The organism is Variovorax sp. YR752 (assembly GCF_943372545.1).
Genome location: NZ_CALRZC010000229.1, coordinates 1 through 12,999, shown reverse-complemented (window position 1 = coordinate 12,999; position 12,999 = coordinate 1). Strand labels below are relative to the sequence as shown.

The following is a 12,999-nucleotide window of genomic DNA, read 5'->3' as shown; positions in this document are numbered from 1 at the left end:
TTGAGCACCTGCAGATTCGACAAGCTGACGTTGCCTCGCTGCCGAGGCAGGCAGTGCTCGATCTGGGCGAATTGCGCTGCAGTGATCTCCATCGACACAGTGTCAATGCAGAACGACCGCTGCGCAATTAGTGTTAACAGGCCCTAGTCGGCTTGCACGGATCGGCAAGTGGCGGTGCACGGCACGCAAAGCCGCCTTGGCCGCGGGTGCGAAGAATCCGATCCCGTCGCACACCACCCGCCCACCGGCCGGATCGAGCCGGGTTCCATCCCACCACGGAGACAGACCATGAGCACTCGCCGCACCGTCGTCCAGGCCCTTGCCGCCGCACCCGCCGCGCTGGCCTTCCCCTCGCTCGTGCGCGCCCAGGCCGCGCCGGTTCGCGTCGGTTACGCGATCGCCCGCACCGGCCCCTGGACCACCGGCGCCCAGGTCAGCCAGGAGCCCAACTACCTGCTGTGGGCCGAGCAGCAGAACGCCGCGGGCGGACTGAACGTGAAGGGCACGAAGCGGCCGATCGAGCTGATCAGCAGCGACGACCAGAGCAACATCGAGACCTGCGTGCGCACCTACGAGAAGCTGATGGGCAGCGACAAGGTCGACCTGGTGCTGCCGCCCTGGGGCAGCAACGCCAACTTCGCCGTCGCACCGCTGGCCAACCGCTTCGGCTACCCGTTCCTGGCGCCGACGGCGCTGAGCCGTCGCTTGATCGAGATGAAGCTGCCGTACTTCTTCCTGATGCTGCAGCAGCCCAAGCCGATGATGGATGCGCTGGTCGACATGCTGAAGGCCAACGGCGCGAAGAGCGCCGCGGTGATCTACGTCGACGACCTGTTCGGCCTGGAGAACTACGCCGCGCTGAAGGTGGCGCTGGCCGGCAGCGGCATCAGCCTGGTGGAGGACAAGAGCTACCCGCTGGGCGTGAAGGACCTCTCTCCGGTGCTGCGCTCGATGAAGGACAAGAACCCCGACGCCTTCATCGGCCTGACCTACCCGCCCGACACCATCCTGGCCAGCAAGCAGGCCAAGGAGGTCGGCTTCAACCCGAAGTTCTTCTATGCCAGCGTCGGCACGGCCTTCCAGCTCTACCGCAACGTGATGCAGGCCGGCGCGGAAGGCGTGCTCGGCATGGGCTCGTGGAACGGCAAGACCAGCCCGGGCGCGAAGGCCTACTTCGATGCCCACGTGAAGAAGTTCGGTGCCGCCAAGGAGCCCGACCGCTGGGCCAGCGGCGCGGCCTGGGCCTCGCTGGAGGTCCTGACGGCGGCGGTGGCCAAGGTCGGCCTGGACCGCAAGGCGATCCGCGACTTCGTGGCCGGCAACGAGCACAGCACCATCATCGGCAAGATCAAGTTCGCCGGCAGCGAGAACGTCGGCACGCCGGGCACGGTCAGCCAGTGGCAGAAGGGGGAATTCGAGGTGGTGTGGCCGAAGGCGAATGCCACGGCGCCTCTGGTTGCTTCGAAGCCGGCCTGGGTGTGATGACCGCCGGGGCCTGGCTCGAGCTGATCGCCTCCGGTCTCATCACCGGGGGCGTCTATGCACTCGTCGCGCTGGGTCTCAACCTGCAGTACGGGTTGATGCGCATCCTGAACATCGCGCACGGCGAGTTCCTGATGGTCGGCGCCTTCCTCACCTGGATGGCAACCACGCAGTTCGGCATCTCACCGCTGCTGATGATCCCGGTCGCCTTCGCGCTGTTGATGGCGTTGGGCCTCGGCGTGCACCGGCTGGTGTTCCGGCGCCTCACCCGCACCAGCCCCAACCTCGACGTGTTCGAAGCCCGCGGCCTGATGGTCAGCTTCGGCCTGATGTTCCTGGTGCAGAACTTCGCGCAGATGGCCTGGGGTGGTGACCTGCGCGGCTACGACTTCCTCACCAGTCCGGTGGCCATCGGCTCGGCACAGTTCGCCGCCAACAAGCTGCTGCTGCTGGCGCTCGCGCTGGCCTTCAGCGCGGCGCTGATCGTCACGCTGAAGAAGACGCTGTACGGCAAGGGCGTGCGCGCGCTGATGCAGTCGCCCACCGGCGCGCAGCTGGTGGGCATCGACACCGAGCGGCTGCACCCGCTGATGTTCGGCGTCGGCCTGGGCCTGTCGGGCGTGGCCGGCTGCCTGCTGTCGATGACCTACACGATCTCACCGAGCATGGGCGAGCCCTACACCGTGACGGCGCTGATCGTCATCACGCTCGGCGGCTTCGGCAGCATGAGCGGTGCGCTGGTCGGCGGGCTCGCGCTCGGCGTGATCGAGGCGATCGGCATGCACTTCACCAGCCCCTCGCTCAAGTCGCTGCTGTCCTACGGCATCTTCATCGCCGTGCTGCTGTGGCGACCGAACGGCCTGTTTGCGCGCAAGTGAGCGACTCTCCATGAACACCAGGCGGGATCTGCTCGTTCTCTTCGCGCTGGCCGGCTGGGCACTGGCCGCGCCGCACTACGGCAGCGAGTTCGCCGTCTCGATGGCGCTGACCTGCCTGATGTACGTCGGCCTGTCGTCGAGCTGGAGCCTGTTCTGCGGCAGCACGCGCTACCTGTCGCTGGCCACCTCGGCGTTCTTCGGCATCGGCGCCTACACCAGCGCGTTGACGCTCGAGACCTCGGGCTGGTGGATGGCGATCGCGCTCGGCGCGGCCATCGCCGCCGGCGTCGCGGTGGTGATGGGCGCGGCGGTGCTGCACCTGCGCGGCACCTACTTCGCGGTGCTGACCTTCGGCATGACCGAGCTGATCCGCCACGCCATCACCTACTGGGAGAAGCAGGTCACCGGCACCGTCGGGCGCGTGCTCAGCGTGGTGCCCGAGCGCGACACCATCTACCTCACCGTGCTCGCCCTCGCGGTGCTCGCCATCCTCACCTCCATCCTCGTGCGGCGCAGCCGCTTCGGCCTGGCGATGCAGGGCATCGGCGCCGACGAGCAGCGTGCGCAGACGCTCGGCGTCAACACCCGCCTAGTGAAGGTCGGCGGCTTCGCGCTGACCGCTGCCTTCGCCGGTGCGGTGGGCGCGGCGATGAGCGTGCGCTGGACGTACATCGACCCGGCCACCGTCTTCAACCCCTTCATCGGCTTCCAGACCGTGCTGATCGCGTTGATCGGCGGCGCGGCCACGCTGTGGGGGCCGCTGATCGCCGCAATCGTGTTCAGCCTGCTGGCCGAGACGCTGCGCCTGCAGCTGCCGCAGCTCTACATGATGACGCTGGGGCTGCTGCTGATCCTCTCGGTGCTCTACCTGCCCGGCGGCCTGGCCTCGCTGCGGCGCGAGACCTTCACGATGTGGCGCGACGACATCCGCGGCTGGTGGCGCGAACTGCGCCGCGACAAGACCAAGAAGGTGGCGGCATGAACGGCCATCCGCTGCTGGAGGCGCGCGGCGTGACGGTGCGCTTCGGCGGGCTCACCGCCGTCGACAACGTCAGCGCCGCCTTCGCGCCGGGCGAGCTGGTCGGCATCATCGGCCCCAACGGCGCGGGCAAGACGACCTTCTTCAATGCGCTGTCCGGCGTGGTCGAGCCGACCGCGGGCGAGCTGTTCGCCGGCGGCTCGCGGCTGACGGGTGCCAAGCCGCATCGCTTTGCCCAGCAGGGCATCGCGCGCACCTTCCAGACGCCGCGCGTGTTCGCCGAGTTGAGCGTGGCGGCCAACATCGACTTCGGCCTGCAGTTCGCCGGCCGGCACCGCCAGGCCTCCTGGCTGCTGAAGGACGAGACCAGCATCCTCAACCTGATCGGCCTGGCCGATCAGGCCGCACTGCCGGCGGCGGCGATCACGCCCAGTCAGCAGCGCCTGCTGGAGATCGGAATGGCGCTGGCCACGCGGCCGAAGCTGCTGCTGCTCGACGAGGTGGCCGCCGGCCTGACCGAGAACGAGATCGAGGCCATGGCGCAGCTGATCCGCCGCCTGCGCGACGACCTCGACCTCTCGGTGATCTGGATCGAACACGCCGTGACCACGCTGCTGCGCCACGTCGAGCGTGTGCTGGTGCTGCACCAGGGCCGCAAGATCGCCGACGGCACGCCGGCGGAAGTGGTGCGCAACGCGGAGGTCGTCGAGGCCTACCTGGGTGACGAAATGGTCGAGGCCGCATGAAGAACGACATCGAAGCGATGCTCGCTCGCAAGCTCGCGCACCTGAAGGTCGAAGGGCTGTCCGCCGGCTACGGACCCTTCCTCGTGCTGCGTGACCTGAAGCTGGAAGCGCGCCCCGGCCTCACCGTCATCCTCGGCCCCAACGGCGCCGGCAAGACCACGCTGCTCAAGGCGATCGCCGGACTGATCCCGCGCGGCGGCTTGCTCAGGCTCGACGACGAGGAGATCGAGCGCGACGCCAAGACCTCCGACATCGTCAAGCGCGGCATCGCGCTGGTCCCCGAAGGCCGCCAGCTGTTCCCGCAGATGACGGTGGCGGAGAACCTCGAACTCGGCGGCTGGCTGGTCGGGCCGGAAGAGCGCGCGAAGCGGCTCGAGCAGGCTTTTGCCGACTTCCCCAAGCTGCGCGAACGCGCCAATCAGCTCGCCGGCACGATGAGCGGCGGCGAGCAGCAGATGGTCGCCGTCGCCCGCGCGATGATGAGCGCGCCGCGCCTGCTGATGCTCGATGAACCCTCGCTCGGACTGGCGCCGAAGATGGTCGACGAGTTGCTGGCCATCGCGCGCCGCATCGCCGATGCCGGCACCACCGTGCTGATGGTCGAGCAGAACGTGCGCAAGGCGCTCGCCGTGGCCGACCGCGGCTACGTGCTCGAGCGCGGCAAGCTCGTCGCCAGCGGGCCGGCCTTTCTGCTCGCGCGTTCCACCGTCATCCGCCACGCTTATCTGGGCCAGGGTTCTGGCACCACTGCATCCCAAGCCGTTCACAAGGAGCACACCATGTCCGACCTGTCGATGCTGATCAACGGCCTGGCCGTCTCGGCCGAGAAGGGCGCCACTTTCGAGCGCCGCAACCCGCTGGACGGCAGCGTCGCGACGCGCGCGCCGGCTGCCAGCGAAGCCGACGCGGTGGCCGCCGTCGAAGCTGCCGCCGAAGCCTTCAAGACCTGGAGCCAGACCGGCCCTGGCGAACGCCGCGCGCTGCTGCTGAAGGCGGCTGACGCGCTGGAAGCGAAGACGCCGAAGTTCTGCGAGGCGGTGCCTGCCGAGACCGGCGGCACCGCCATGTGGGCCGGCTTCAACGTGATGCTGGCGGCAGGCATGCTGCGCGAGGCGGCGTCGCTGACCACGCAGATCAGCGGCGAGGTGATCCCCTCCGATGTGCCGGGTTCTCTCGCCATGGGCGTGCGCCAGCCGGCCGGCGTGGTGCTGGGCATCGCGCCGTGGAACGCGCCGATCATCCTCGGCGTGCGTGCCATCGCTGCGCCGCTGGCCTGCGGCAACACGGTGATCCTCAAGGGCAGCGAGAACTGCCCGCGCACCCACCAGCTGATCATCGAGGCGATGCAGGATGCCGGCTTCCCGGCTGGCGTGGTGAACTACATCACCAACGCACCGGCCGACGCCGGCAAGGTGGTCGAGGCGATGGTCGCCCACCCGGCGGTGCGGCGGGTCAACTTCACCGGCAGCACGCGCGTGGGCAAGATCATCGCGATGACCTGCGCCAAGTACCTCAAGCCGGTGGTGCTGGAACTCGGCGGCAAGGCGCCGCTGGTGATCCTCGACGACGCCGACATCGACGACGCGGTCAACGCCGCCGCCTTCGGCTGCTTCGCCAACTCGGGGCAGATCTGCATGTCGACCGAACGCCTCATCGTCGACGAGAAGATCGCCGAGGCCTTCATCGACAAGTTCGTCGGCAAGGCCAGCAAGCTGCCGCTGGGCGACCCGCGCAAGCCCGAACCGGTGGTGCTGGGTTCGGTGGTCGGCATGGGCACGGTGGAGCACTGCAACGCGCTGATCGACGATGCGCTGGCCAAGGGCGCGAAGCTCCTGTGCGGCGGCAAGGCGAAAGACACGCTGATGCCGGCCACCGTGCTCGACCGCGTGACGCGCGAGATGCGCATCTACCACGAGGAGACCTTCGGCCCGGTGAAGTGCATCGTGCGCGTGAAGGGCGTCGATGCGGCGGTGGACTGCGCCAACGACAACGAGTACGGCCTGTCGGCGGCGGTGTTCGGCCGCGATGTGGCACGGGCAATGAACGTGGCCAGGCGCATCGAGTCTGGCATCTGCCACGTCAACGGCCCGACGGTGCACGACGAGGCGCAGATGCCCTTCGGCGGCGTCAAGGGTTCCGGCCTCGGCCGCTTCGGCGGCAAGGCCGGCATCGCCGAGTTCACCGAGCTGCGCTGGATCACCGTGCAGACGACACCGCGGCACTACCCGTTCTGATCGACACGCGGGCCGGGCGCCGCCCGGCCCGCGTGCGCCGTCAGCGCAGCCAGCAGGCCTTGCCGACGCCGGGCAGCGGGTCGGCGAAGGTGGTGTTGTTGCACGCCAGCGCGCCGCTCACGCCGCTGCGCAGGTGATAGCGGCCGTTGGCGCCGTAGATCACCGTTGCCGTCTTGCCTGCCGGCACCGTGCAGGTAGCGCGTTCGTTGCTGCACTTGGTGGCTGCCACGTAGTAGCAGGCCTTGCCGGTGCCTTGGGCCGGGTCACCAAAGACGCTGTTGTTGCAGGCGATCGAACCGTTGACCGCGCCGATGCCGACCCAGCGGCTGTCGGCGCCGTAGTACACCGTGGCCGGCGTGCCCGAGGGCGGCCTGCATGTGCCGCGCTCGCTGGCGCAGCGCACCGCGCCCGCGGGCAGGGCCGCCGGCGCCGCCACCTCTTCGCTGCCGATCTGGCCCAGGTAGGCGACCAGGTTGTCGAGGTCTGCGGCCGCCAGCGTCACGCCGCGGTGCGCCTGCACCGCCGCCGCCAGCGAGGCGGCCGAGCCGTCGTGCAGGTAGGGGCCGGTGAGCGCCACGTCGCGCAGCGTCGGCACGTCGATGCCGGGCAGCAGCGCGCCCAGGCGCTTGCCGCTGCTGGCCTTGATCGTGCCGACATCGGCCAGCAGCGTGCCGCCGCCGTTGGCGAAGCTGGTGCCGCCGTGGCAGCCGGCGCAGCCCTGCGCGGCGAACACCGCCCGGCCGGCCTGGGCCGCCGCCGTCAGCGCGCCGGAACTGCTGCGCGCCGCGCTCAGCGGCATCTGGCTCAATGAGCCGACGTAGGCGGCCAGCGCGTCGAGATCGGCACTCTGGCCGGCCTTGCCCGTGCCCAGCGGCTGGTTGCGCGTGCCGGTGTTGAACAGCGTGTCGCTCATCAGGCCGGTGCCTCCGGCCAGCGCGCGGATCTGGCCTTCGAAGTCCTGCACCTCGTCGAAGTTGCTGCTCCAGTGCAGCCGGCCGTGGCCGAGGCCGGCGCGGCCGCGCAGGCTGATGGTGTTGCGCAGGCCTTCACCCTGGGCGCTCAGGTCCCAGGTGCGGCCATCGTGGCTGCCGTCGTTGTGGCAGCTGGCGCAGCTCATGTAGGCGTCGCGCGACAGTCGCGTGTCGCGGGCGTCGTAGAACAGCTGCTTGCCCAGCAGCACGTTGACAGCGAGCTTCTCGGTGCCCACCGTGGCCACCGAGGCCAGCGTGGTGCTGCGCAGCTCGCCGAGCGTCGTCAGCGGCGTGATGTCGACCGCCTGCACGCTGCGGCCCATGAAGTTGTGCACGAACAGGCGCGTGTTGTCGGCCGACACCACCAGCGCCTGCGGCGCGAGGCCGGTCTCGACGCGCATCAGCTGCGCGCCGCTGCGCGCATCGAGCACCGCGACCTGGCGCGCCGTCTCGAGCGCGACGAAGACGTAGGCGCCGCTGGCGTCGTAGCTCGCGGCGCTGGCCACGCTGGCGTTGTCGTGGTCGATGCGTGCAGCGCTGTCCTCGCTCAGGGTGGCGAGGTCCAGGCGCGAACTGATGGCGCGCACGGTGTTCTGGAAGTCCAGCGCGCTGCCGTTGCGCAGGGCGCCGCGCTTGACGTTGTCCTGCTTGGAGGGGACCCAGGCCGAGCCGCCGTCGGGCGAGATCGCCGCCGCGCCCAGGTAGTTGGGCACGCCACTGCCGGAGATGGAGGTGTCGGCGCGGTCGCTGTGCTGCAGCACCACGGTGCGCTGCACGGCCATCGCGGCGGTGTCGATCACCACGACCTCGCCGCCGCGCTGCACGCCCTCGACGGCGCTGGCCACGCTGGCCGTGCCTTCGCCCGGCAGCGGCGGTGTGATGAAGCGCGAGACGAGCAGCCGTGCACCGTCGGCGCTGAGCGCCAGGTGCCGCGGGTTGGCGCCGACCGTGATCGAGCCGAGCGCATTGCCCGTGGTCGCGTCGAGCACCAGCACCCGGCCGCCGGCTTCCAGGCTCACGTAGGCGCTGCCGCCGCTGGAGATCACGATGCCGTAGGGCTGCGAGGCGCGCGGCAGCGCGATGGTGCGCACCACGGTGAGCGTGGCGGGGTCGATCACGCTGATCGAGGCGCCGTCGCGGTTGACCACCCACAGCCTGCCGTCCGGCGCGCGGGCGATGCTGCGCGGCGCGCTGCCGGTGGCGATCTCGGCGAGGCGGGCCGGGCCGGCGGTGTCGAACACGCTGACCGAGTCGTTGTCCGGGTTGACCACCCACAGCCGGGCGGCGGCACTGCCGCGCGGCTCGAGCAGCATCTGCGAGCTTGCACGCGGCGCGCCGCTGGCGGCCGGCAGGGCCACCGCCTGCAGGAAGCTGCGCGAGCTGGTCTGGCCGGTGGCGTTGCGCACGGTCAGCGTGACGAGGTAAGTCCCCGCGCTGGCGTAGCTGTGGCTCGCGGCGCTGCTGGCGGCGTACGGCGAACTGCTGCCGTCGCCGAAGTCCCAGCTGAACTGCAGCCCGGCGGCATCGAGCCCGGGGCTCCAGGAGGCGGCCGTGCCGACGAGCACCGGCGCGGCAGGCAGCGCCTCGAGCGTGGGCAGGCCCGCGGCCGGCGCGAACTGGCGCACCAGGAAGCTCGCGCTGCCGGTGAAGGCCGCATCGGCGGTCTGCGGATCGATCCAGATCTGGCCGTCGATGTGCCGCATCACCCGCGTGGGGAAGTTCTTCGAACGAAGCGACACGCCCGTGCCGGCCAGGCCGGGCTCGGGGCAGAAGGTGGCATCGGCGCGGAACAGCGCCGTATCGGCGAAGGCCGACGACTGCACACGGTAGCCGGCATGGCGCAGCCAGCGGCCCGGCGCCGCCACCGATTCAAACGACACGCAGTTCGCATCGCCCAGACCGGCGCGCACGCTGTAGCGCGCCGGCGCAAGAGCCGCTTCGGCGGGCGTGCTGCCGAGCGCGGCGAGCACGCCGAGGTTGTTGGCGTCCACCGCCACCACCGAGCCGTCGACGGCCACGCTGGCGAGCTGCACCACCGCATCCTGCGGCAGCGTGCTGCGCGGCACGAAGCTCGCGTCGGCGGCGAAGGCGGCGTCGCTGGTGGTGGCCTCGAGCCACAGCTCGTTGCCGCGGTGACGCAGGAACAGATCGCCCGGGCCGAACGCGCGCAGCGACACGCCCGCGCCGGACAGGCCGGACTGCGCGCAGAACGTGGCGTCGCTGGCGAAGGCCGGGCTGGCGTCGGCGGCCTCCATCGTCACGCGCTGCTCGCGCCGGCGCAGCCATTGGCCCGGCGAGGCGGCCGATTCGAACGACAGGCAATTGGCATCGGCCTGGCCGTTGCGCACCCAGAACTGGGCTGCCGCTGGCGCGCGCGCGCTGTTCGGCGTGGCGGCCAGGCCGGCGATGCCGTCACTGTCCACGGTCACTGACTGATCCGGCGCGTTGGTGCTTGCCAGCGTCACCGCCTGGTTGCGCACGATGTCGCTCTGCGCCGCGGGCAGATTTCCTTGCAAGCCGAGCGAGACGATGGCGCCGCGCGAGGGCGCGCCGGCGGCATCGAGCGCGACGATCTGGTAGTAGCCCGGCGGCGCCAGGCTGGCGCTGGCTGGCAGCGTGGCGCTGATCGAGGCGCCGTTCTGCGTGAACGGGATCTCGAGGAAGCGCTGGCCGCTGTTGAACGAGTGCGTCACCGAGCCGTTGGCCAGCATCACCAGGCGCGCCACCGGCGCCTCGCCGGCCATGCGCAGCTGCACGGCGCTGCCATGGTTGAAGGCGAGCGAGCTGATCGAGCTGATGCGCGGCCGCGGTGCAAGCTGCGCCGCGCCATCGACCGTGCGGAACAGGTAGGGCGGGTAGTAGACCTCGGCGTTCAGGTTGTTCACCGGCCCGGGCGCGCCGCCGCCGGTGGACAGCACCGTGCCGTTGGCCAGCATCAGCGTGGCCGAGTGGTAGACGCGGATCTGCGCCGCGCTGGCACCCAGCGTCCAGGCGCCGGTGGCGGGGTTCCAGATCTCGGCGGCATACACCGCATCGGCGCCGCCGTTGTTGCCCACGCGCGTGCCGCCGGTGACCAGCACCCGGCCGTCGGGCAGCACCACCGCGTTGGGGAAGCGGCGTGGGTAGGTCATCGCGGCGGTCTCGGTCAGCACCGGCTCGGCGTCGTTGAAGTCGATCACCGTGGCCAGGTTGCTCGCGGGCAATCCGTCGCCGTTGAAGTAGCCGTTGCCGCCGACCTGCAGCACGCGGCCGGGCGCGAACATCACGGCGGTGTTGGTGGCGCCCACGTTGACCGGCACCGTGGCGCTGGCTGGCCCCTTGAAGCGGCCGTGCACGGTGATGCCGCCGGCGCCATCGTTGGCGGCGACGTCCAGGCTCCACATCGTCTCGGCGGAGATGCCGAACACGCGGCCGTTCGGTGCCACCCAGGCGCGCGGGTAGGAGGCGCGCAGGTAGTCGGGGCCGAAGGCGTCGCGGCTGCGTGCGCCGGTCAGGCTGCGCCAGCCGCTGCCGGCGCTGTAGATCTCCGGCGTCATCGACACCGTGCCGGCAGCGATGGCGGCGTCCGGGTTGTTGCGCATGTCCTCCTGGTAGGGGTCCATGCCGCCGAGCATGATGTTGCGGCCGTCCGGCAGCGTCAGCATGGTCGCGTACCAGCGCTGGTCGGCCAAGGTGGCCGTGTCCGTCAGCGCGCTGCCGGTGGCGGGCGTCAGCAGCGAGGAGCCCAGCGGCGTGTTGCCGCCGGTGAGCATCAGCCGCCCGTCGGCCAGCCAGGCCGAGGTGTTGCAGAAGCTGTTGACGCGCGTGGCGTCGAACGAGGTCACGTGGCTCGCCGCGACAAAGCCCTGCGACGGATCCCAGAAGTCGTAGGTGCGGCCGTCCTGCGTGGCCGGTGTGTTCTGCGGCGTGCCGTAGGTGAGCACCCGGCCGTCGGGCAGCAGCGCGGCATGCAGGCCGTTCATCGGCCAGGCCTGCGTGGCCGACCACATGCCGCGTGTCGGCGCATCGGCCGGAATGTTCAGACCCTGGAACAGCGGGTCGGCCACATCGGGCAGCACGACCGACAGTTCGTCGCTGGCGGCCTTCGCCAGCTTGCGTGTGTCCACCGCGCTCGGTGCGACTCTCGAATCACCTCCGCCGCCGCACGCGACGAGGACGGCGATCATCGACAAGGCAAGGGCAAATCGCGGCGTGCAGTGGGGCATGGTTCTTCTTCTCGTGGGGGCGCGGCGTGCAGGCCGCGCGGGGGCGGATTGGGGGGCTAGGGAGCCGTGCGCGCCTTGGCGGCCACCAGGCGGTTGATCTCGGCCGCCAGTCGGGGCCGGTCGACGGGCACGCCGGCGAAGCGCTGCACGAGTTCGCCGGAGGCATCGAAGAGGTACAGCGAGGTGCGGTGGTCCTGCGGCGCGGAGCGCGGCCGCCCTGGCGCCGTCGCCTGCATGCGATCAACCAGGGCCTGCACCTGTTCGGGCCGACCGGTGGCGAAGCTCCATCCGGGACGCTGCGCGTCCATGCGGCGCGCAAAGGCCGCCAGCGTGGCGGGCGTGTCGCTGAGCGGGTCGACCGACACCGACAGGAAGCGGACGTGTGCGCGCGCTTCCTTGCTCAGGCTGTCATGCACGGCCGCCAGTTCGCGCACCTGCGTCGGGCAGGTGGTGGAGCAGGTCGTGAACACGAAGTGCAGCAGCACCACGCGCTGCGCGACCGAGGCCGCAGTGAGCGCGGCCGCGTGCTGGTCCTGCAGCTGGATGCCTGGCAGCACGGCGGCGCGCGAGGGCACGCCAGCCCCGAGGGCCAGCGCCGCGGCGGTCAGCAGTGCGAGGCGATGAGGCAGGCGCAGGCTGGGCATGGACGGCGAGTCTGCTCAGCTTGTAACTTGATGTCACCCGCCTGACTCGGGGAATCTGCGCCGCGCGGGCGGCCTGGGAGCGATGGGAGCGGCTCAGCGCGACGCCCAGAAGCGCCGGTGGGTCGCGGCGATGGTCTCGGCCATCTGCGGCACCGGGCCGATCACGCGGACATCCTTCTGGCCGCGTGAGAAGACCTCGCGGCAGGGCAGGTCCAGCGTCGGGTTCTCGGCGTGGTTGCCAGTCAGGCGCAGCAGTTCGCGCTCTTCCATGCCGTAGATCACTCGGCCGATGTGCGCCCAGTACTGGGTGCCGGCACACATCGCACAGGGCTCGACGGTAGTGACCAGCGTGCAGGCCCACAGCACGTCCGGCGCGAAGCGCCGTGCCGCCTCGCGGGCGAGCACCGCCTCTGCATGGTTGACGCTGTCGACGTTGCCTTGCTCCATCAGCACCGTCTGATGATCCGGCCCGACGAGCAGCGCGCCGAAGGGGTGGTGGCCTGCTGCAGCGGCGCGTTCGGCCAGCGCCTGTGCGCGTTGCAGCAGCGCGATCACTTGCGCGTGACTGGGTTCGCTGCGGGGATTCATGGCAGCACTGTAATCAATGGCTCAGGCGGAAATGAGTTCGAGCTCAACCAACTTGTTTGCATTGGCCGTTCGCGGCCCTGAGCCGAGGTTCGCGTGCGTCTGCTTTCGTGCCTTCTTTGAGCGTCGCGGCAGGCGCTGCCCGCTGGTGGCTTGTATGGTTCAAGGCGCTGGGGTGGAGAGACGCCCGTGGCGGCATCGGCCGCTGAGACGGACCGACGGCAATGAGAACTCTCCCACCCCGCCTTCCAGCGTCGATGAGGAACTGAGCGGCG

The 12,999-nt window shown here is 70.4% G+C and carries 8 protein-coding genes and 2 pseudogenes; 6 read left to right on the top strand and 4 right to left on the bottom strand.

Going from position 1 to position 12,999, the window contains the following annotated elements; translation table 11 throughout:
• Nucleotides 1–92 (bottom strand): annotated as a pseudogene (locus tag AAG801_RS34025) (IS5/IS1182 family transposase); the annotation flags it as partial.
• 196 nt (nucleotides 93–288) lie between these two features.
• On the opposite strand from AAG801_RS34025, the gene AAG801_RS34020 reads away from it, so the two are divergent.
• The 6 genes and pseudogenes from AAG801_RS34020 (at nucleotide 289) to AAG801_RS33995 (ending at nucleotide 6,319) form a co-directional block, all read left to right on the top strand.
• A complete protein-coding gene (locus tag AAG801_RS34020; protein WP_341892385.1) occupies nucleotides 289–1,482 on the top strand; it encodes an amino acid ABC transporter substrate-binding protein in 1,194 nt (397 codons plus the stop codon).
• Nucleotides 1,482–2,360, top strand: coding sequence for a branched-chain amino acid ABC transporter permease (locus AAG801_RS34015; RefSeq protein WP_341892384.1), 879 nt, complete (start codon nucleotides 1,482–1,484; stop codon nucleotides 2,358–2,360). Before AAG801_RS34020 ends, AAG801_RS34015 begins: the two co-directional genes overlap by 1 nt.
• A 10-nt stretch (nucleotides 2,361–2,370) precedes the next feature.
• The gene (locus tag AAG801_RS34010; protein ID WP_341892383.1) at nucleotides 2,371–3,342 is read left to right on the top strand and encodes a branched-chain amino acid ABC transporter permease; all 972 of its coding nucleotides are present in this window, start codon (nucleotides 2,371–2,373) and stop codon (nucleotides 3,340–3,342) included.
• On the top strand, nucleotides 3,339–4,085 hold the full coding sequence (locus tag AAG801_RS34005; protein ID WP_341892382.1) for an ABC transporter ATP-binding protein: 747 nt from the start codon (nucleotides 3,339–3,341) through the stop codon (nucleotides 4,083–4,085). The genes AAG801_RS34010 and AAG801_RS34005 overlap by 4 nt, the downstream gene beginning before the upstream one ends.
• Nucleotides 4,082–4,591, top strand: a pseudogene (locus AAG801_RS34000) (ATP-binding cassette domain-containing protein); the annotation flags it as partial. The gene AAG801_RS34005 and the pseudogene AAG801_RS34000, both read left to right, overlap by 4 nt.
• 273 nt (nucleotides 4,592–4,864) lie before the next feature.
• A complete protein-coding gene (locus AAG801_RS33995; RefSeq protein WP_341892386.1) occupies nucleotides 4,865–6,319 on the top strand; it encodes an aldehyde dehydrogenase in 1,455 nt (484 codons plus the stop codon).
• Between the two features lie 40 nt (nucleotides 6,320–6,359).
• On the opposite strand, the gene AAG801_RS33990 is transcribed toward AAG801_RS33995, so the two are convergent.
• From AAG801_RS33990 to AAG801_RS33980, 3 genes are all read right to left on the bottom strand, one after another.
• Complete coding sequence (locus AAG801_RS33990; RefSeq protein WP_341892381.1) at nucleotides 6,360–11,396, bottom strand: AbfB domain-containing protein; 5,037 nt, start codon at nucleotides 11,394–11,396, stop codon at nucleotides 6,360–6,362.
• A 155-nt stretch (nucleotides 11,397–11,551) separates the two neighbouring features.
• A complete protein-coding gene (locus AAG801_RS33985; RefSeq protein WP_341892380.1) occupies nucleotides 11,552–12,139 on the bottom strand; it encodes an SCO family protein in 588 nt (195 codons plus the stop codon).
• A 93-nt stretch (nucleotides 12,140–12,232) separates the two neighbouring features.
• Complete coding sequence (locus tag AAG801_RS33980) at nucleotides 12,233–12,727, bottom strand: nucleoside deaminase (protein WP_341892379.1); 495 nt, start codon at nucleotides 12,725–12,727, stop codon at nucleotides 12,233–12,235.
• Between the last annotated feature and the right edge of the window lie 272 nt (nucleotides 12,728–12,999).

Bases quoted from the DNA above. Each gene is read 5' to 3' on its own strand.
- AAG801_RS33980 (WP_341892379.1), bottom strand. From the start codon at position 12,727: ATGAATCCCCGCAGCGAACCCAGTCACGCGCAAGTGATCGCGCTGCTG.
- AAG801_RS34020 (WP_341892385.1), top strand. From the start codon at position 289: ATGAGCACTCGCCGCACCGTCGTCCAGGCCCTTGCCGCCGCACCCGCC.
- AAG801_RS33995 (WP_341892386.1), top strand. From the start codon at position 4,865: ATGTCCGACCTGTCGATGCTGATCAACGGCCTGGCCGTCTCGGCCGAG.
- AAG801_RS33985 (WP_341892380.1), bottom strand. From the start codon at position 12,139: ATGCCCAGCCTGCGCCTGCCTCATCGCCTCGCACTGCTGACCGCCGCG.
- AAG801_RS34015 (WP_341892384.1), top strand. From the start codon at position 1,482: ATGACCGCCGGGGCCTGGCTCGAGCTGATCGCCTCCGGTCTCATCACC.
- AAG801_RS34010 (WP_341892383.1), top strand. From the start codon at position 2,371: ATGAACACCAGGCGGGATCTGCTCGTTCTCTTCGCGCTGGCCGGCTGG.
- AAG801_RS34005 (WP_341892382.1), top strand. From the start codon at position 3,339: ATGAACGGCCATCCGCTGCTGGAGGCGCGCGGCGTGACGGTGCGCTTC.